The following is a 19,595-nucleotide window of genomic DNA, read 5'->3' on the forward strand; positions in this document are numbered from 1 at the left end:
ACCATGGATTTCGATGATGATCACCCGATTCCGCGGGTGCTCACGAGCATGAGGAAGGAGGCGGCGGCCGTGACCATTGTCGTATCGAGCTTGCGTCGGTATGACGCGCGCGTCGAGCAGGAACTGCGCCGCCTCCCGGCCGGTAACTGACCGACCCTCGCCTTCCGAATCCGCTCGCTCTCTCGAAACATGGTGACTCCCATGATGTTCCACCGTGCCACCGATCCGGTGGTGGCTACTGTCGACAACTGGATACACACCCGGGTACTGGTATTGAACGCCAGCTACGAGGCGCTCACCGAGATCAGCGCCGACCGGGCCGTGGTGCTGCTCATGGGCGGCGCCGCGGAGTCGATCGCGGATCGGGAGCCGCACCTCCCGATCCGGTCCAAGCACCACGAGCTCGCGCTGCCGGAGACGATCCGGCTGCTGCGGTACGTATACCTCGACCATGTGACGCGAGTACACGACGGCAGTCGCGCGACGCTGGCCGGGGTGCTGCGCCGAGACCACCACCGGTGCGGATACTGCGCGTCCTGGGCACGCACCGTCGACCACATTCGGCCCCGCAGCAGGGGTGGTCCGAACACCTGGGACAACCTGATCGCCGCGTGCGCGTCGTGCAACTCGAGCAAGGCCGACCGGACGCCGGAGGAAGCGGGCATGCGGTTGCTGTGGCAGCCGAAGGCGCCGGACCACCTGGCCAAACGGCAACAGCGGATCTGGAAGCAACTGGCCGCCACCTGAGCCGAGAGAGAAAGGAGAAGGCTCGAAATGACCGTCGAATTGGAGACCAGCGCGGTTGTCGATCTGACCGACCTGCTCCCGCTCTCGGATTCCCGGGAGTGGCATCGGGCGGCCTGCCGCGGTGATCCGAATCACGAGGCGTGGTTCCCGTACCCGTCACAGGACTTCGAGTACGCGCGTGCGGTCTGCGCCGGCTGCCCGATTCGGGACGCCTGCGGTGAATTCGCCGCGCGGACTGGACAGTCCGGAGTTTGGGGCGGACACGAGTTCGACCGCGGACGGATGATCCGCGCCTAGTCGGACGTTCACGCCACGCCGTGCCGGTGCGCCGCACCGGACACACCGGCACGGCAAATCTCGCGTGAACATACACTGAGCATCGTGGGCACACATCGCAGCGGAACCAGGTCCCGGGGCGTCAGCAAAGGTCCGGTTATCGCAGTGGTTGCCGTTTTGCTGTCAGTCGCGGCGGTCTTCGCGTTTTTTCAACTCAGTGATCGCGCCGCGAACCGGGACAAGTCGGCCGCGGCGGAATGTAAGGAGGGGCCGTCGACGCTGTTCGTGACGGTCGATCCGGATATCGCCGATCCGGTGCGGGCCGCGGCGGAGCGCTACAACGCGACCAATCCGAAGGTGCGCGATCATTGCGCGAAGGTAGTGGTGACGGCCCAGCCGTCGACGGCGATCGTCGCCGGGTTCACCGCGGGCACGCCGTGGAACGGTGCGCTCGGTCCACAGCCGGGGCTGTGGATCGCCGATTCGATGCGGTCCATCGAATCCATGCGGGTGCCCGGTCTGATCGAGGGCACACCCGCGCCGGTTGCGATGAGTCCGATCGTGGTCGCCGTTCCCGAGGATCTGCGGGGTGCGCTCGAGCAGGCCAAGATCACCTGGGCGGATTTGCCACGGCTGCAACAGGGTTCGCTGGACGAACTCGGATTGTCCGGGTGGGGTGGGCTGCGGATGGCGCTGCCCACCGGGGACTCGACCTTAGCGGCAGCAGCAGCGGTCGGCTCAGCGGTTTCGGGAACCGATCCGCTCACCGATCAAGTCGCGCGGTCCGGTCAGGTGGTCGCGGCGATCTCCGGGCTCGCCGCGAAAGCACCGCAGGCGGCGGACACCACGGCCGCATTGGCCGCGATCGGTGGGACGAATTCGCCCATTCACGCAGTGGCGGCTACCGAGCAGCAACTGAAAGCTGTTGGTAGTACATCGCAATTTCGGCCAATGGGGACCGCACCTGTTGCCGATCATCCCGCCGCGCTGATGTCCGGGGCGTGGGTGGACAAGACCCAGAATCTGATCGCGTCACTGTTCGCCGACTACCTGCGCGCACCCCAACAGTCCTCGGCCTTCACCGCCGCCGGATTCGCCGCGGCACCGGCCATCGCCGCACCCGCCGCACAGCGGACCGCACTGGACAAGGTGCGTGCCACACTCGCCAATCCTGTTCTCGGCGTGCAGGCTACGGTGCTGCTCGACGTCTCGTCCTCGATGGGCAACAACGACGGATCCGTCACCCGGCTCTCGAATGCACTCGGCGCGCTGCGCTCCACGATGAATGTGATGCCGCCGGACTTCGGACTCGGCGTGTGGACGTTCGGGAAGAACCTCGACGGGACAACGCCGTACAAGATCCAAACGCCCACCGCGCCACTGAACAATCAGCAGCGCACCGCGTTGGATACGGCGCTGGAGGCGGTGAAGCCCACCGAATCCCGTACCGACCAGGCTTATCCGTCACTGATCGCGGCCTACAAGTCGACTGTTCGCGGATACACTCCGGGGCTTACCAATTCGGTTCTGCTCATCACCGACGGCCCGGATGACGACTCCACCACCACCGGAGCCAAATTGCTGACCGAGCTGACCTCGGCCGCCGATCCGGCCCACCCGGTTCGCATCGATGTGATCGTCATCGGGGGCAATGGCACGGAGACCCTCCAAACCGCCGCTCAGCGGACCGGGGGCACGTACACGCGACTGCCGACCTCGGATGACGTCAGCTTCGGGACCGCAGTTATGCATGCGTTGACGACGCCGTGAATGATCGCCTGCGGCAATCTCCTCGCCATGGCGCCGATCTACTACCGCTCGTTCATCGCTCACGAACCGCTGACCACGCAAGACAGCCTCCGCGCGGCCGGTGCCGCACCAGCCGCGGCGCGTGCCGGTGCGATCTGACAGCCGATCGGGGCACAGTGGAGCAGCCCGCAATGCAATGATGACCCGGTGACTTCCTGGCTTCCGCTTCTCAGCTCGCTCATCGTCGCCGCCGCGGCGCTCATCGGCGTCCTGATCAACAACCGGACGAACCGCGACGCGATCACCGCGGCCGACGAGCGCAACCGGACCACACTTGATGCCGCACAGGCCAATATCGAGACAACCCACGCCGCCGCAGAACGCAATATCGACAACGCCAACGCCGCCGCAGAACGCCGCGAACAGGACAAATGGCGACGCGACTCGATTCTGACCGCGATCTCCTCGGTACTGCTCGCCGCCGCCGACGTCCGCCAAACCCTGTGGGACACCCTCGATTGGAAGGCCGAATCCGTCGAGGAGGTGGACAGTTTCGGCAAGGAAGTACAGCAGAGCATCTCCGCATGCAACGGCTACATCACCCGCCTGCGCGTCCTGGCGAACCCCAAGATCCCGGCGCGCTGCGAAGATCTCCTGCGCACCCTCACCGCAGCCCAGAGCATCACCGTGCAACGCCTCAAGGTCGAACTCGACCACGAAGCAACCATGGACGACGTCAACGCGATCCGCGCACTGTGGCACAAGGCAATTGCCAACACCGTCCAAGACGAACGCGCCGTCATCGACGCGACGCGGTCGGAACTGGGCATCGAAGCCCTCAGCGAGATACCGGAAATCGAACCCGAGGCCGCGCCGGACCCGGCGTGACTCGCCGCCCTCGGAACACGTCAGATGGCTACCGAGCCGCACCCGCAACGGGGTCGAGGTGCGGCTCGGTTGCCGTCAGTACGCGTCCAGCGGCGGGCAGGAGCAGACGAGGTTGCGGTCACCGTAGGCACCGTCGATGCGCCGCACCGCGGGCCACACCTTGCCCCGCGCCGGATCCAGACCCTGCGGGTACACCGCGACCTCCCGGCTGTACGAGTGGTCCCATTCCCCGACCAGGCAGGCCGCGGTATGTGGCGCGCCGCGCAGCGGGTTGTCCTCGACCGGCCACACACCCGCGGCTACCTGATCGATCTCGCCCCGGATCGCTGTCATCGCGAGGATGAATTCGTCCAGCTCGGCGAGGTTTTCGCTCTCGGTGGGCTCCACCATCAACGTGCCCGCCACCGGGAAGCTCATGGTCGGCGCGTGGAATCCGTAGTCCGCCAACCGCTTTGCCACATCGTCGACGGTCACGCCGGTCCGCTTGGTGATCTCGCGCAGATCCAGAATGCACTCGTGCGCAACCATCGAGTTCTCACCGGTGTACAGCACCGGGAAGTGCTCGTTCAAGCGGCGCGCGATGTAGTTGGCTGACGCGATCGCGGTCAACGTGGCCTTACGCAGACCGTCCGCACCCATCATCCGGATATAAGCCCAGGTGATCGGCAGGATCGACGCCGAACCGTACTTCGCAGCCGACACCGCGTGCGAACCCGGCTCGAGCGGGTCACCGGGCAGATACGGCGCCAGATGCGAGCGCACCGCCACCGGGCCGACGCCCGGACCGCCGCCCCCGTGCGGAATGCAAAAGGTCTTGTGCAGGTTCAGATGGCTGACATCGCCACCGAACCGGCCCGGACGGGCAAGGCCCACAAGGGCATTCAGATTCGCGCCGTCGACGTACACCTGACCACCCGCATCGTGCACCAGCGCGCACAACTCGGCGACCTCGTGCTCGTACACGCCGTGCGTGGACGGGTAGGTGATCATGATGCAGGCCAGCCGGTCGGCGTGGTCGGCGATCTTGGCGCGCAGATCGTCGAGGTCCACATCGCCGTTCTCCCGGCACTTCACGACCTCGACGCGCAGCCCCACCATGGTGGCCGAGGCCGCATTGGTGCCGTGCGCACTGGACGGAATGAGGCACGTATCCCGATGTGTGTCACCACGATCCAGGTGATAGCGCCGAATAGCCAGCAACCCGGCGTACTCACCCTGGCTACCCGCATTCGGCTGCAGGCTCACCTGGTCGTACCCGGTGATGGCCGAGAGCCAGCCCTCCAGATCGGTGATCACCCGCAGCAGACCGGGCGCATCCTCGACCGGCGCGTACGGATGGACCCGCGCGAAACCGGGCCAGGTGATGGCCTCCATCTCGGCGGTGGCATTGAGCTTCATGGTGCAGGAGCCGAGCGGAATCATGCTGCGGTCCAATGCGATGTCCTTATCGGAGAGCCTGCGCAGATAGCGCAGCATCGCGGTTTCGGTGTGGTAACTGGTGAAGGCCGGATGGGTGAGGAATTCCGAGGTGCGGGTCTCGATCGAACCGCCGGTCACGCTCGGCACACCGCCCGGATCGCCCACGCCCGACGGCAGTCCGGTGCTGAAGGATTCGAGCACCGCGGTGACATGCCCCTCGGTGGTGGCCTCGTCACAGGCGATGCCGACGTGATCGGCATCCACCAGCCGCAGGTTGATCCCGCTCGACTTCGCCTTCGCGACAACGGATTCCGCGCCGCCGGGCACGCGCACCAGCAGGGTGTCGAAGAAGTTTTCGTGCACCACGACACCATCGAGCCCGGCCGCGATGGCTGCCGCGCGCGAATGAACCCGGCGGGCGATCGCCCGCAGTCCGTCGGCACCGTGGTAGCTCGCGTACATCGCGGCCACAATGGCCAGCAGCACCTGTGCGGTACAGATATTCGAGGTCGCCTTCTCCCGGCGAATGTGCTGCTCACGGGTCTGCAGCGCGAGCCGGTATGCTTTATTGCCGTCCGCGTCCACGGAGACGCCGACCAACCGGCCGGGCAGTTGCCGCGCATGCTTGGTGTGCACCGACAGATATCCGGCGTGCGGCCCGCCGAAGCCCATCGGCACCCCGAAACGCTGTGTGGTGCCGAAACATACGTCCGCACCCTGCTCCCCCGGCGGCGTAATCAATGTCAGCGCAAGCAGATCCGCGCCGACCGCCACCAATGCACCACGCTCGTGCGCCGTCTCGATCACCGGCCGCCAGTCCACAATCCGCCCCGACGCACCCGGAACCTGAACCAGCACGCCGAAGAACTCGCCCTCGGGCAACTCGCCACCGGACAGATCCGCCGAGACGATCTCGATGCCCAGCGGCTCGGCCCGGGTGGACAGCACGGTCTTGGTCTGCGGGAACAGATCGTCATCGATGAGCAGGCGTGCGGACTTGGACTTGCCCGCGCGGCGCAGCAGTGTCATCGCCTCGGCGGCGGCGGTGGCCTCATCCAGCATGGACGCATTGGCCACCTCCATCCCGGTCAGATCCGACACCATGGTCTGGAAATTGAGCAGTGCCACGAGCCGCCCCTGGCTGATCTCCGGCTGGTACGGCGTGTAGGCGGTGTACCAGGCCGGATTCTCCAGCAGGCTGCGCACCAGCACCGGCGGAGTCAACGTGTCGTAGTAGCCGAGCCCGATCATCGAGGTGGCGACGGTATTGGTGTGCGCGAGCTCGGCGAGTTCGGTGAGCACCTCGTGCTCGGTGGCCGCGGGCGGCAGCACCTCGAGGCCGGAGCCGTCCAGAATGCTCGCGGGCAGTGCCGCGGTGGCGAGCTCGTCCAGCGAGCCGACGCCTACGACGTCCAGAATCCGGGCGAGTTCGTCCCGGTCGGGTCCGATGTGGCGGTCGGCGAATGATCGAGTCACGGCAGCTCCAAGGTCGGGCGGGGTCGACCAACAGCGGTCGACGGGTACCAGCCCTCCCCCTCTGTCGTGGAGCCTGAGAGATTCGGACGCCGCGACACCCTGCCTCGAACGGACAGGGCTCAAGACCCCTTTCCCCATGGGCGGGCGATCGCCGCGTTGTGCGCCAAACACCACTTTCCAGAGACGTCGAAGCCCGTACGGTCCTTTTGCCTGAGAGATTGACGGGGAGGTGCTGCTCCTTCGGCGCCCGGACTCTTGTGAAGTCCGGAACTCTCCCGCACGGCGGCGACGCATGGCTAGTTTATGCCGCGCGCGCAATAAATGACGCCACCGGACCCCGGATGGGCGTGTAGCGCTCATCACTCCGGCGCCTATGAGAAGTGCCCGCCGCAGCATCGACGGGCACTCGACATGATCTCTAGCCGGTCTTCCGGTTCATCCGAGCCTTACGACGGAAGGACAGTTCGTCCTCCGGGCGTTCGCTCGCACTGCCGCTCACCGCCCGCTCGGCCGGGAAGTTGGCGATGGCTCCGGTCAGTTCCCGCATGGCGCCGCTGACCGCGATTCCGAAGACGCCCTGCCCACCCTGCAGTAAATCGACTACCTCCTCGGGCGAGGTGCATTCGTACACCGAGGTGCCGTCGGAGAACAGCGTGATGCCGGCCAGATCCTGCACGCCGCGGCTGCGCAGATGATCGACCGCGATGCGGATGTTCTGCAGCGAGATGCCCGCGTCCAATAGTCGCTTCACGATTTTCAGGACCAGAATGTCCTTGAACGAATACAGCCGTTGACTGCCCGAGCCCGCTGCACCTCGGATGGACGGCACGACCAGTCCGGTCCGCGCCCAATAGTCGAGCTGCCGATACGTGATCCCGGCCACCTGGCATGCGCTGGGTACGCGGTAGCCGACCAAATCGTCGGGCACCGAATCATCCGGGAACAGGCCTGGCTGTACCACATCCTGCGATTGCTCTGCCACTGACCACTCCCTTGCTTCGCCGACGCCTTGCCTCATCGATGACCCGGCTCCGTAACGACCAACGACCGGCCATAACGGACGTGGCCCAACTATCGAGATTACTCCCCCTGATTGTCCCGGGAGCGGCATCATCCGACCAAACGCGACGCGCGGTAAGAGTCTCGACCTCTACTTTAGGGCCAGCAAAAATATGGGCACGCGGAACCGACAATGCCAGTCCGCCAGGTCATCTCAGCTATCGGTGGCCTTGAAATCGTCCGGCGAAACGGACTCGAGGAACTCCTTGAACTTCTCCACCTCGTCCTCGCGTTCGTCCGGCATGACCAGCCCCGCCTCCTCGAGCACCGGCTCCTCGGCATAGATGGGGCAACCCACCCGCAAGGCGATCGCTACCGAATCCGACGGCCGCGCCGAGATCCGCAGATCGTTCTCGAAGACCAGATCCGCGTAGAAGGTGCCCTCCTGCAGATCCACGATCCGCACTTCCTTGAGGGTGTGCCCGAGGTCGGCGATCAAGATCTTGATCAGATCGTGAGTCAGCGGACGGATCGGGGTCACCCCCTCTTGTTCGAGCACGATCGCGGTCGCCTCGGCCTGCCCGATCCAGATCGGCAGATACCTGTCTCCGGACACCTCGCGGAGCAACAGCACGGGCTGGTTCTGTGGCTGCTCGACACGAATGCCGATTACGCGCATCTCACTCATCGCACTGCCTCCCAATGACTCGCCGGCCGCCCGGCATGACCGCTGCAGAGCTCGCCGTACCACGAGTCTAAGCGAACCTCGAGGCGTGCAGCATTCCCTGTGCACAGCCGAAATCGGCGTGTTGTCCGTCTGGAACGCAAGCGAACTTCGGATACACCCGCCGAACTCAGCCGCCGAGCGAGGACCGCACCGATGCTTTCACCAGGCAGGTATGCAATGTCAGCGACAATGCCGCCAACTCCCGCACCGTCTCCTCCGCACGTGCGCGCGCACCCGCATCGCGACTCTTGGCGATCGGGGCGGCGATCTGCGCGACCAGCGCGGCCTCGCGGTCCGCGGCCAGCTTGAAGGCGCGCAAATGCCGTGCCTCCAAGCCGAATTCGGCCATCGCCTTGGCGGTTTTGGCCAGCGTCACCGCATCCTCGTCGAAGAAACCGGCGGCGCCGGGAGTGATCAGATTCGCCCGGATCAGATCGGCGAGGAATTTCTCATCGATCTCGGCCCTGGCAAGCAGATCCGCCCGGGTGAGCCGGATTTCGTGATCGAATCGCAGCTCATCGGCCGAGATCTCACCGGGCACGACGCCGAGTTTGCGCGGCGCCGCAGTGCGAGCCCCGTGGTGCGGCGCCGGTGTGGCGATGCGCTCGGAGTCGGGCGTGGCAAGCCCCGACTCCGGCGCACCGTTGCGGCCGGAGTGCGCCCGGGCGCGGGCTTCCCGCACACCGAGCGTCGCCGCACCGCTGTCGATCGCTTCGAGCTGCTCCTTGATCACCTTCAAGGGCAGGTACTGATCACGTTGTGCGGTCAGCACGAATCTGAGCCGCTCGCAGTCCGCGATCGAGAACCTGCGATAGCCCGACGGTGTGCGCTCGGGTCGGATCAGCCCCTCTGCCTCGAGGAAACGGATCTTCGAGATGGTGATATCCGGAAAATCCGGTCGCAGCAGGTCCAGCACGGAGCCGATCGACATGCCTCCGCGAGCCCACTGCGCCGCGCCCGTCATAGCACCGAGTCTTTCATGACACAGCGTTCTTCCCTGTCAACACTGCCGACACGCGAAATCCGTGCCGCTGATGTCACAGGCTGCCCGCACCCGCCGACGAATCGCTCTGCTGGACCCGAGGCCCAGTGAGGAAGACGAGACGGAACTTGCCGATCTGAACCTCGTCACCGTTCTGCAACTCCGAGGAGTCCACCGGCTCCCGGTTGACGTAGGTGCCGTTGAGGCTGCCCACATCGACCACCTGGAAGGAATCGTCGTCCTGCCGGAATTCGGCATGCCGACGGCTGACGGTGACGTCATCGAGAAAGATGTCACTGTCGGGATGGCGGCCCGCCGACGTGGTCGGCTGATCGAGCAGGAACCGCGAGCCCGCATTCGGGCCTCGCTTCACGACCAAGAGGGCAGCACCAACCGGCAGACCCTCGACCCCTTGGACCGGCTGTTCGCCGGTCGCCTCAGCGGAGCGCGACGCGTCGACCTCGTTCAGGAAATCCGCGCGGAAGACCGACGTCGTCTCGGCCGCGGTCTCCCCGTAACCCGGGTCTTTGTTCTCGCTCACCGTTTCTCTCCTCCTCGAACCTGATTATCCATGCAAGCAGGTGCTGCCTTCACCGCCACGACCTGGGGATCCTGACGCTAGAACACCGGCTGCCAAGCACCGGCACATCTGTTGGCATTGACCGTACCCTGCCAGGGCGTACCCGTGCAGGTAGAACTGGGAAGGCTGGGTCAGCCCCCGATAACTCCTTGATAACCTGCCGCATCCAGTAGTTCACCGAGCGCGGCATCCACGCCGGCCTCCTCGCTCAATTCGAGCTCGAAGATCCACCCATCGCCGTAGGGATCGGTGTTCAACGTTTCCGGCTCGGTGTCCAGAACATTGTTCACCGCAACGACTTTCGCGGCCAGCGGAGCGTAGATGTCGGACACGCTCTTGGTCGATTCCACCTCGGCGATACTCTCCGCGGCCGCCACATCTTTGTCGACCTCCGGCAACTGCACGAACACAACGTCACCGAGTTGAGACTGGGCGTAGTCGGTGATGCCCACCCGAATCCGGGTCGGGCCGATCCGCCGCACCCATTCGTGCTCTTCGGTGTAGCGCAGATCCTCGGGGGTCTGGGTCACAGGCCGTCCTTTCATCGTGCTGACCTTTTCGAGCGACCAGCAAGCAGTCGCCAGCGGGTTCCACGCAACTCTAATCGCTACTCACTGCGGTGTGGCACAGCCGGTATCGCTCGCGCGACGGCGAAAGCCTTCCAGATGTAGAGCACGCCGGTCCACACATACACCGCCGTGCCCCAGACCAGGAATGCCCCGCCGAAGGCACGACCGAAACCTGCCAGCGCCCAATCCATCTGACCGGCCAGCAACCACGGCAGCGCCGACATCAGCGCGAAGGTCGCGGCTTTACCCAGGTAGATGACCTCGGGTGGATCCAGTTGGCGGCGTTTGTACACCGAAAGAGTCAAGGTCAGGACGGCATCGCGGCCGATCAGGATCACCGCGACCCACCAGGGCAGCAACCCGCGGATCACGAATGCGGCCAGCGTGGTCACCAGGTACAGCCGATCCACGAACGGATCGAGCAGTGCGCCGAGTCGCGACGACTGGTCGAGCAGCCGGGCCAGTTTGCCGTCCAGGAAGTCGGTGACGCCGCTGAGCACCAGCAGCGTAAACGCCCAGCCGTCGGCGCGCACCACCAGCAGCAACCACAGGAAAAGTGGCACACCGGCCAGTCGCAATACGCTCAGGACATTGGGAACGGTGAAGATGCGGTCGGCGAAGACGCCGCCCGCGGCCGGATCGCCCGCTTTTCCCGGGTTGCCCGCGCCGGAGCCGGCGCATTCGCCCGGTTCCGTTTTCCCCGATTCGGTTGTCACAGCCCGTGCATACCGCACCGACCCCGGTTCACGCCATCCGGGCACGCCGGTCGCGCATACTTTCGGTACCTACCCGCTGTGCGATACGCCGCATCGACCCGGGTGACAGAATGAGTGTGGAACCATCTCATACGGTTGTCGCACGGTTCAGAGAGGGAAACCATGCCAGCATTCGACTACGACGTGGTAGTGATCGGCTCCGGATTCGGCGGCAGTGTCAGTGCGCTGCGCCTGACCGAGAAGGGCTACCGGGTCGGCGTGCTCGAGGCCGGACGGCGCTGGCCCGCCGAGGATATTCCGAAGACGAATTGGAATGTGCGCAAATCGATCTGGGCGCCGCGGCTCGGTTTGACCGGACCGCAGCGGATCAGTGTGCTCGGTAAATGCGCGGTCTTTTCCGGCGCGGGCGTCGGCGGTGGTTCGCTCATCTACGGCAACACCCTCTACGAGCCGCTGCCGAACTTCTACACCGATAAGCAGTGGGCCCATATCACCGACTGGAAGGCCGAACTGGCGCCGTACTACGACCAGGCGCAGCGCATGCTCGGCGTGGCCCCGAATCCGCGGATGACACCCGCCGACGAGGTGATCAAGGAGATCGCCGACGATCTGGGCGTCGGCCATACCTTCCACCCGACCAATGTGGGTGTCTTCTTCAACGAGACCGATCCGGGAACCGAGGTCGAAGATCCCTACTTCGGCGGCGCGGGACCGCACCGCCGCGGCTGCGTGCACTGCGCGCAATGTTTCACCGGCTGCCCGAACAACGCCAAGAACACCACCACGACGAATTACCTGTATCTGGCCGAAAAGGCCGGTGCCGAAGTACATCCGCTGACCACCGCGACCGCGGTGCGGCCGCTGTCCGGCGGCGGATATGCGGTCGAGACCGAGCGCTCCGATCGCTGGATCCGCAAGCAGCGCAAGATATTTACCGCCGAGCAGGTGGTATTCGCCGGTGCGGCGCTCGGCACGCAGAAGTTGCTGCACAAGATGCGCGACGAGGCGATACTGCCGGATCTGTCGCCGCGCCTCGGTGAGCTGACCCGCAGCAATTCCGAGGCGATCCTCAATGTGGTGAGCCGCTCGCGCCGCGATTTCGCCGAGGGCATCGCGATCACCTCCTCGATCCATCCGGAGGCCGATACCCACATCGAGGTCTGCCATTACGGCAAGGGGCAGAACGCGCTGTTCCCGATGTCGGTGCCGATCGTGGACGGCGGGGCGTTCCGATTCCTGCGCTTCCTGCTGGCAATCGTGTTGCATCCGTTGGTTTTCCTGCGCAGTCTCAATGCTCGCCATGCCTCGGAGAAATCGGTGATCCTGCTGGTGATGCAGTCACTGGACAATTCGCTGACCTCCTACCGCAAGCGCGGTCAGTTGAAGACCAAACAGGGCACCGGCGAACCGAATCCGACCTGGATTCCGCTGGCGCACGATATCGGCCGCCGGTTCGGTGCCAAGGTGAACGGCGATACCCACGGCCTGATCATGGATGTGCTGAATATCCCGGCCACCGCGCATTACATCGGCGGTTGTGTGATCGGCGAGGGTCCGGAGGCCGGTGTGGTCGACCCGTATCAGCGGGTCTTCGGACATCCCGGGCTGCATGTCGCGGACGGTTCGGCGGTGACGGCGAACCTCGGTGTCAATCCGTCGCTGACGATCACCGCACAGGCCGAGCGCGCAATGGCCTTCTGGCCCAATAGAAACGAGGCCGATCCGCGCCCCGAACTGGGTTCGGCATATCAGCGGATCTCCCCCGTCGCCCCGAACCATCCGACGGTGCCCGCATCCGCCCCCGGCGCATTGCGATTGCCGATCGCACCGGTCGACCCTGTGGTGCCCGCCACCTGAGCAGGCTGGGTACGTTAGGCGCCCCGATACCCATCTCGCTCGACCACCGCGGAGCGAGTCTTACGAGCGACGTTCGCGGCCCGTCTCGCGAATGCGAGGTCACCGCACACCAGGGGGCCGCGAACACGCCGCGCCGCAGGCGCGGCAAAATGAGCACAGTGTTGGACGGTGGTGTTGATCTTCGCTCTTATGTTCCTGCCGAGGACGTCCGCGCCCGCGGGCGGGCGCTGCGGCAGCGGGTTCCGGTCGCTGCCCGGGATCGAGCGGTCACCTGGTCCACGCGACCGGACGTGCTCGACTTCATCGCCGCGAGCAATGCCGGTCGGCTGCCGCATCTGATTCCGTTGCGGGTCGGTCGCATGCTCGCCTCGCCGTTCACCTTCTATCGCGGTGCGGCCGGGTTGATGGCCGCCGATCTCGCGGGCAGTCCGGACACCGGCGTGCCCGCGCAGATCTGCGGTGACGCGCACGCCGCGAATTTCGGTCTGTACGGCACGCCACGCGGCGAAATCGTCATGGACATCAATGATTTCGACGAGACGATCGTCGGCCCGTGGGAGTGGGATCTGGAGCGGCTCGCCGCCAGTCTGGTGCTGGCGGGCCGCGAAGGCGGTGCGGCCGAAGACGATTGCCTGCGGGCCGCGCGGGATGCGGCGCGCAGCTATCGCCTCGCCATCGATCATCTCGCCGAGCAGCCGTTCATGGAATCGTGGAGCGCGCTGCCGGACGAGTCGATCATCAGTAGGGCAAGGGCCGATGATCTGCTCGACGACTTCAAGAAGGCTGCGAAGAAGGCGCGCAAGAACACCAGCGCCAAGGTGGTCGAGAAGTGGACCGAACATCTGGAGGACCACCAGACTACGAGCCGCAAGCATCGGTTTGTCATTGCCCCACCGATTCTCACGACGGTCGACGCCAAGGTCGCCGAGGAGATCATCGACGGGCTGGAGCGCTACGGCGACACCCTGCGCGAGTCCCGGCGCAATCTGCTGGCCCGATTCGCGGTGTCCGACACTGCCTTCCGCATTGTCGGAACCGGAAGCGTCGGACTGCACAGCTATGTTGCACTGTTGCACGGCAATGACGGCGAGGCTCTGGTACTGCAGCTGAAACAGGCCAACCCCTCGGCGCTGGCGCCATTCCTGCCCGCGCCGCCGCCCGCGCACGAGGGTGAGCGAATCGTGCAGGGCGCCAGGCTGGTTCAGTCCGAAACCGATATCCTGCTCGGCTGGACCACACTGCGCTTGGAGACCGGCGAGCTACCGTTCACGGTGCGCCAGTTCCGCAATATGAAGGGCAGTATCGATCCGGCCGAGCTGTCCTCGGACGATCTCGACGATTACGGCAGGCTGGCCGGTGCGCTACTGGCTCGCGCACATTCGCGTTCCCTCGATCCGCGCCTGCTCGCCGGGTATTTCGACGGTGACGAGGCGTTCGAGGATGCCGTCGCGCGCTTCGCGGTTCGCTATGCCGATCGGACCGAGGCCGACCACGCCGAATTGGTCGATGCGGTGCGGGCTGGAAAGATCGCCGCGGAACAACCGCAGTGACACGCCGCGTCTGGTCATAGGCGCGGCGAACCGGGCAGAGTTGTCCGTATCCTTGCCACCATCGAGTGATGACGTGAAGGGCGGTCGCGAATGCTCGTGCGAGTACAGAACCCGGCAGGCACCAATGCCGAGCGGGCGCTGATCGACTGGCTGCGCACCTGGAAGGATCCCGCCAGCCCGCATGGCGTCGCTACGGTGAATTGCAGTCTGTTCCACAACGATCGGCTGCATCAGTTCGACGCGGTGGTCTGGACCCCGACCAGTTGCGTGGTGATCGAGGCCGAGGCGCTGGTCGCGCGTCAGGACGGCGTGCTGGAGGTGCCGCTCAGCGGTCCGTGGACTATCTCCGGCGCACCGATCGCCAGCGAGGCCCGCGATCGCCGCACCCCGCTGGACAGATCGCGCGAACACACACTCGCACTGCAGAATTGGCTGGCCGCGCGCGGTCTCGGTCAACGCGCCGTGCACGGTGTCGCGCTGATCGTGCCGCTGCGCGGCGCCGAGCTGTCGGTCAAACAGGAGTGGAGCGATCCGAGTTTCGATGTGATCCTCGGCAGCGATCCGGAACGGCTGCGGCATTATTTCGAGACGCTGGCCGATGCCGAAAAGAACATCCACCTGTGGACGGCCAACGATGTCGCGGTGGCCTTCCGCAGCCTGGGCATCCTGCCCGCCCTGCCGGCCCCGCAGGATCTGGTCAACGAGGGCTTCCTCGGCCCGATCGATATCACGCTGTGGCACGGCGGCCCGAACCAGGCGCAGGCGGAGGCCTATGCCGAGGAGCTGGCGCGGGCCGAAAAGGATGCCGACGCATCGGCCCTGGTCATCGAGGCGCCCTGGTACAGCCCGTGGAAGCTGTATCCGCGACAGGCCGGTGATATGGACATGGGGCGGGCGTTCATGCGCATCACGCTGGCGACGGGCATGCTCATCGCCTTCGCGTGGGTGATCTGGTTCGTGATCACCGCGGTATTGACCTACGGGCCGGGGTGAGGACGGACGTCGGCTGTTCCGCGGACTGTGTCGCATCCCGAAATCCGGACTCGCCCAGCGCATTCCGGTATTCGGTCAGGCGCTGGTCGCGGGCCGGTCGCGGAATGCCATGTACCGCACGCAGATGCCCGGCGGCGATGGTGAGCGTCGCGGCTCCGGTATCGCAGACGCCCGCGCCGTAGTGGGCCCGAGCGCACTGGATCCAGGCCCAATGGAGTACGGAGGCGGCAGGGGCAGTCATTTGCGCGCGACCGATGGCGCTGTTCGCGGGTGCCTTATCGTCGAGCGGTGATCGTCGAATGGAAGGCTTTGCTCGTCGCGATACGAGCGAACCTCGTCGCGCTGTGCGTGGTGCTCGTCGGCGTCGGCATCGCCGTAACGCTGCCGCTCACCTTTCCCTGCGACGGCGCGGCCACCGATCTGGATCGCGAGCTCGCCGAGCCGATCCACTCGGCGCTGGACGAACATCCCGGCGGCTACGAGGCGATGGTGATCCCGAGCAACGGCTACATCCTGATACCGCTATTGCTCGCGGCCGCCGCCTGGCTCGGCCATCGGGGGCAGTGGCGGCGAGCTGTGGCGATGGTGGCGATACCCGAGGTTGTGGTCGGAATCAACAGTTGGGTGCTCAAACCGCTGTGGGATCGACCGTTGCACGACTATCTCGCGTATCCGAGCGGACATACCGTGCATCTGGTCGCGATCGCCACCACGTTCGTCGTGTTGACCGACTCGACGCGGGCGCGCGTCGGCACCATCGTGATCGCCACCGCCGCACTGGTCTGCGCCGCGGTCGGCATGATCGGCCTCGGCTACCACCTGCCCACCGATATTCTCGGCGGCACGGCGGTGGCGATCGCACTGGTCGTCGTCTGCTGGAAACTTACCGAGCGATTTCTCTCGGAGCAGGCGCGCGTCGACTCCTAGACGAGTAAGTCCGAAGTCCCGGCGTTGCCTGGACATGGACGGAGGGCGCCGAAGACCATTGTGTGACGAACGACCTTGACGCCCTCCTGACCGCACTGTACGTGAAAATCGACGATGAATTGGCGGGTCCACGCTGGACGGGGCGGCCACCGGTGCTGACCGACTCGGAACTGGTGTGCCTGGCGGTGGCCCAGTCGCTGCTCGGATTCACCTCCGAATCGCACTGGCTGCGCTACGCCCGCAAGCATCTGACCGGGATGTTCCCGTACCTGCCGCAGCAGTCCGGGTACAACAAGCGGCTGCGCAACGCGTTGGGACTGGTCAAGCGGGTGATCCGAATGCTGGCTCGCGCCAGCGATTTCTGGCTCGACGACTGCTGGATCGTGGACTCGACTCCGGTGCCGTGTGGCATGTCCCGACCCACGGTGAAGCGGTCGGAGCTGGCCGGGTGGGCCGGCTACGGCTACTGCGCTTCCCACTCCCGCTTCTACTGGGGGCTGAAACTGTATCTGGTGTGTACCCCGGCCGGAATGCCGATCCTGTGGGCCCTAGCAGACCCGAAAATCGGTGAACGCGAGGTGCTTTCGGCCATGCTCGAAGTCGATTCAGCTGTAGCCGCTGAGCACGAGGGCATCCTGTTGATCTGCGATAAGGGCTTCGCGGGCCGTGAGTTCGAAACACTGGTGGGCGAGTACGGGATCACCATGCTTCGCCCGTCCCGCAAGGACGAGAAAACCCGATACGGTGAGCCGTTACTGAAAAAGGTCCGCCAGTTGATCGAGTCGGTCAACGACACTCTCAAAGGCCAGCTCGACCTGGAAGACCACGGCGGACATTCCTACCAGGGCGTGGCGATCCGCGTTGCCCAGCGCATCCTGGCGATGGCCACCGCGATCTGGCACAACACCCTGATCGGCGCACCAATCACCCGGTCGCTGATCGCTTACGATCACTGACCGGCCTTCGGACTTACTCGTCTAGATCCGCTACACAGTCGTACGACTACTGGTCCGATCGAACACGCTCGCATCATCCAGCAGTGCCGCACGCAGCATGCTCTCCGGCACCCCCATCCCCTCGACCAGCGTCAGCGCATCCGGGCGCAGCCGGTCGACCAGTTCATTGACACCGCGACGCACGGCCTTCGCCCGTTCCACCGACATGAACCGGTGCATGATGAACCACGCCTGGTTCTCCTCGAGCATCGAGTAGACGTACAGATCGCAGACGGTCTCGGCGAGTTCGCGCGCCTCCGGATCCGCGATTCCGGCAATACCTTCGATGAACGCCTCGAGAATCAGTCGATCGATATGCGCGGCGCCCGCGGCGAGAATGTGGTCCTGCGCATTGTTGAATGCCTCGAACGGTGCGGTGTCCTTCGCGCGGGCACGCAGCCGGTGTCCGGCGGTGCGCACCAGATAGTCCTCGCGGTCGGCGAACAGCTGCAGCTGCACCGAGCGGCGGGACAGATCGCCGTCGTCGACCGTGTCGTCACTGCGGTCGCGCAGCGTCTGGATCAGTTGGCGCACACCGGAACGCTTGCGGACCACATCACCGGCCATGGTGGCGGCGAAGCGCACCCAGCCGAGCGCGTCCAGATCACGGATCTCATCGGAGTAGGCGGTGAGCAGTTCCTTGGCCACCAACTGGGTGAGTACGACATTGTCGCCCTCGAAGGTGGTGAACACATCGGTATCGGCCTTCAGTGTCACGAGCCGGTTCTCGGTGAGATAGCCTGCGCCGCCGCAGGCTTCGCGACATTCCTGAATGGCACGGGTGGCGAATCCGGTCTGTGCGACCTTGAGTCCGGCGGCCCGCTTCTCCAGGGCGCGCTGTGCGCCGGGATCGAGATCCTGACCGGTCTGCACGAGGTGCATGCGGCGGACCAGATCGTTCTGCGCGAAGGCAAGCGCATACGACCGGGCGATCAAGGGCAGTAGCCGTCGCTGTTGACTGCGGTAGTCGAGCAGCAAGGTCTCCTGGCCGCTGTCCGGATCCGAGAATTGGCGGCGCTTCAGTGCGTATCGCGTGGCGATGCTCAATGCGACCCGCGCACCGGCCGCGGCCGCACCGCCGACGCTGACCCGCCCGCGCACGAGAGTGCCCAGCGTGGTGAAGAATCGGCGGCTCGGGTTCTCGATATCGGAGCTGTAGGTGCCGTCGGGGGCGACATCGGCGTATCGGTTCAGCAGGTTCTCCCGGGGGATGCGTACCTGATCGAAGACGATGCGGCCGTTGTCGACACCGAGCAGGCCGCCCTTGAGACCGTCGTCGTAGGTGGTCACGCCCGGCAGATCGGCGCCGTGCTCATCCCGGATCGGCACCAGGAAGCAGTGCACGCCCTGGCTCGTCCCCTCGGTGATCAACTGCGCGAAAACCGCTGCCATCCCGGCATGTTCGGCCGCGCCGCCGATGTAATCCTTACGAGCCGACGGTGTCGGTGAATGGACGACGAACTCCTGAGTCTGCGGATCGTAGGTCGCGGTCGTCTCCAGATTCGCGACATCGCTGCCGTGCCCGGATTCGGTCATCGCGAAACAGCCGAGCAGATCCAGCGATATCAGCCGCTTGACCACATCGCGATGCCGTTCGGTCCCGAGGTTCTCCACGGCCCCGCCGAACAAGCCCCACTGCACACCCGATTTCACCCACAGCGACAGGTCGGCGTACGCGAGCATCTCCAGCCCTGTCACCGCCTCCCCCGGCTCCCCCGTGCCTCCGTTCTCGCGTCGGAACCCGCGCTCCGCGTAGCCCATCGATGCGATCGCCCGCATCTGCTCGAGCACCCTTGCCCGTGCCGCACGGTAGTCGAGATACGGATCGCCGGTGAACTGGTCTCCGGCCAGTTGCACCCTGGCCTCGGCGCGAACCGCGCGCCATGGACCGTCGAGTGCGTCGCGGAGGTGGTCCGATGTGGAGACGTTCTCGGTGTCAGGCATACCCCGACAGTAGCGTTTCGCTGACGTCCAGCGGCCGGCAAGCGCCGATGAGATGCCGACCTCCACCTCCGTGTCCAAGGCGCTGACCAGCACGTTCTGCCGTCAAAAATATCGTGACACGACATCTTCGCCGAACACTTGCTTACCATTGAACGCGTGTTTAATATACTAAACATGTGTTCAACCAGAGAGCCGTATCGC

The 19,595-nt window shown here is 65.3% G+C and carries 19 protein-coding genes and 1 riboswitch; of the genes, 10 read left to right on the forward strand and 9 right to left on the reverse strand.

The window, feature by feature from the left end; all coding sequences use genetic code 11:
* The first annotated feature begins 3 nt into the window (after positions 1-3).
* From ACQPZ2_RS25635 to ACQPZ2_RS25655, 5 genes are all read left to right on the forward strand, one after another.
* Complete coding sequence (locus ACQPZ2_RS25635; RefSeq protein WP_387292773.1) at positions 4-150, forward strand: hypothetical protein; 147 nt, start codon at positions 4-6, stop codon at positions 148-150.
* A 54-nt stretch (positions 151-204) separates the two neighbouring features.
* Positions 205-747, forward strand: a complete 543-nt coding sequence (locus ACQPZ2_RS25640) for an HNH endonuclease (RefSeq protein ID WP_433527524.1) — start codon at positions 205-207, stop codon at positions 745-747.
* 27 nt (positions 748-774) lie between these two features.
* Positions 775-1,044: a WhiB family transcriptional regulator gene (locus ACQPZ2_RS25645; RefSeq protein ID WP_063037408.1), complete on the forward strand. Its 270-nt coding sequence runs from the start codon at positions 775-777 to the stop codon at positions 1,042-1,044.
* Positions 1,045-1,188: 144 nt separating this feature from the next.
* Positions 1,189-2,793 (forward strand): VWA domain-containing protein, encoded by a 1,605-nt coding sequence (locus tag ACQPZ2_RS25650; protein WP_433520775.1) that lies wholly within the window; start codon positions 1,189-1,191, stop codon positions 2,791-2,793.
* Between the two features lie 186 nt (positions 2,794-2,979).
* Positions 2,980-3,660 carry a hypothetical protein gene (locus ACQPZ2_RS25655; protein ID WP_433520776.1) on the forward strand — a complete coding sequence of 227 codons (681 nt, stop codon included), beginning with the start codon at positions 2,980-2,982 and terminating at the stop codon, positions 3,658-3,660.
* 75 nt (positions 3,661-3,735) lie between these two features.
* Here the strand turns inward: ACQPZ2_RS25655 and gcvP are convergent, their stop codons facing one another.
* From gcvP to ACQPZ2_RS25690, 7 genes are all read right to left on the reverse strand, one after another.
* On the reverse strand, positions 3,736-6,555 hold the full coding sequence (gene gcvP / locus ACQPZ2_RS25660; protein WP_433520777.1) for an aminomethyl-transferring glycine dehydrogenase: 2,820 nt from the start codon (positions 6,553-6,555) through the stop codon (positions 3,736-3,738).
* A 188-nt stretch (positions 6,556-6,743) separates the two neighbouring features.
* Positions 6,744-6,843, reverse strand: a riboswitch (glycine riboswitch).
* A gap of 130 nt (positions 6,844-6,973) precedes the next feature.
* On the reverse strand, positions 6,974-7,573 hold the full coding sequence (locus ACQPZ2_RS25665) for a MerR family transcriptional regulator (RefSeq protein ID WP_040689886.1): 600 nt from the start codon (positions 7,571-7,573) through the stop codon (positions 6,974-6,976).
* 195 nt (positions 7,574-7,768) lie between these two features.
* Positions 7,769-8,242, reverse strand: coding sequence for a bifunctional nuclease family protein (locus ACQPZ2_RS25670; RefSeq protein ID WP_063037414.1), 474 nt, complete (start codon positions 8,240-8,242; stop codon positions 7,769-7,771).
* A 166-nt stretch (positions 8,243-8,408) separates the two neighbouring features.
* The gene (gene ftsR / locus ACQPZ2_RS25675) at positions 8,409-9,245 is read right to left on the reverse strand and encodes a transcriptional regulator FtsR (RefSeq protein ID WP_433520778.1); all 837 of its coding nucleotides are present in this window, start codon (positions 9,243-9,245) and stop codon (positions 8,409-8,411) included.
* A 73-nt stretch (positions 9,246-9,318) separates the two neighbouring features.
* Entirely contained in the window at positions 9,319-9,804 is a 486-nt protein-coding gene (gene garA / locus ACQPZ2_RS25680) for a glycogen accumulation regulator GarA (protein ID WP_040689879.1), read from the reverse strand.
* 170 nt (positions 9,805-9,974) lie between these two features.
* Positions 9,975-10,373, reverse strand: coding sequence for a glycine cleavage system protein GcvH (gene gcvH, locus ACQPZ2_RS25685; RefSeq protein WP_433520779.1), 399 nt, complete (start codon positions 10,371-10,373; stop codon positions 9,975-9,977).
* A 77-nt stretch (positions 10,374-10,450) separates the two neighbouring features.
* Entirely contained in the window at positions 10,451-11,020 is a 570-nt protein-coding gene (locus ACQPZ2_RS25690; RefSeq protein WP_063037448.1) for a CDP-alcohol phosphatidyltransferase family protein, read from the reverse strand.
* 270 nt (positions 11,021-11,290) lie between these two features.
* Between ACQPZ2_RS25690 and ACQPZ2_RS25695 the strand changes: the two genes are divergently transcribed.
* From ACQPZ2_RS25695 to ACQPZ2_RS25705, 3 genes are all read left to right on the forward strand, one after another.
* Complete coding sequence (locus ACQPZ2_RS25695) at positions 11,291-12,985, forward strand: GMC oxidoreductase (protein ID WP_433520780.1); 1,695 nt, start codon at positions 11,291-11,293, stop codon at positions 12,983-12,985.
* Between the two features lie 149 nt (positions 12,986-13,134).
* Positions 13,135-14,535: a DUF2252 domain-containing protein gene (locus ACQPZ2_RS25700; protein ID WP_433520781.1), complete on the forward strand. Its 1,401-nt coding sequence runs from the start codon at positions 13,135-13,137 to the stop codon at positions 14,533-14,535.
* A 90-nt stretch (positions 14,536-14,625) separates the two neighbouring features.
* Positions 14,626-15,528, forward strand: a complete 903-nt coding sequence (locus ACQPZ2_RS25705; protein WP_433520782.1) for a nuclease-related domain-containing protein — start codon at positions 14,626-14,628, stop codon at positions 15,526-15,528.
* On the opposite strand, the gene ACQPZ2_RS25710 is transcribed toward ACQPZ2_RS25705, so the two are convergent.
* Positions 15,497-15,769, reverse strand: a complete 273-nt coding sequence (locus ACQPZ2_RS25710) for a hypothetical protein (protein ID WP_433520783.1) — start codon at positions 15,767-15,769, stop codon at positions 15,497-15,499. The genes ACQPZ2_RS25705 and ACQPZ2_RS25710 overlap by 32 nt on opposite strands.
* A gap of 47 nt (positions 15,770-15,816) precedes the next feature.
* Between ACQPZ2_RS25710 and ACQPZ2_RS25715 the strand changes: the two genes are divergently transcribed.
* Both ACQPZ2_RS25715 and ACQPZ2_RS25720 read left to right on the forward strand, forming a co-directional pair.
* On the forward strand, positions 15,817-16,455 hold the full coding sequence (locus tag ACQPZ2_RS25715) for a phosphatase PAP2 family protein (RefSeq protein WP_433520784.1): 639 nt from the start codon (positions 15,817-15,819) through the stop codon (positions 16,453-16,455).
* A gap of 62 nt (positions 16,456-16,517) precedes the next feature.
* Positions 16,518-17,411, forward strand: a complete 894-nt coding sequence (locus tag ACQPZ2_RS25720) for an IS982 family transposase (RefSeq protein WP_433520785.1) — start codon at positions 16,518-16,520, stop codon at positions 17,409-17,411.
* 30 nt (positions 17,412-17,441) lie between these two features.
* Here ACQPZ2_RS25720 and ACQPZ2_RS25725 read toward each other — a convergent pair whose 3' ends face one another.
* A complete protein-coding gene (locus ACQPZ2_RS25725) occupies positions 17,442-19,394 on the reverse strand; it encodes an acyl-CoA dehydrogenase family protein (RefSeq protein ID WP_433520786.1) in 1,953 nt (650 codons plus the stop codon).
* Positions 19,395-19,595 lie beyond the last annotated feature (201 nt).

It is taken from the genome of Nocardia pseudovaccinii, from assembly GCF_050942345.1.
GTDB classification, from domain to species: Bacteria; Actinomycetota; Actinomycetes; order Mycobacteriales; family Mycobacteriaceae; genus Nocardia; species Nocardia pseudovaccinii.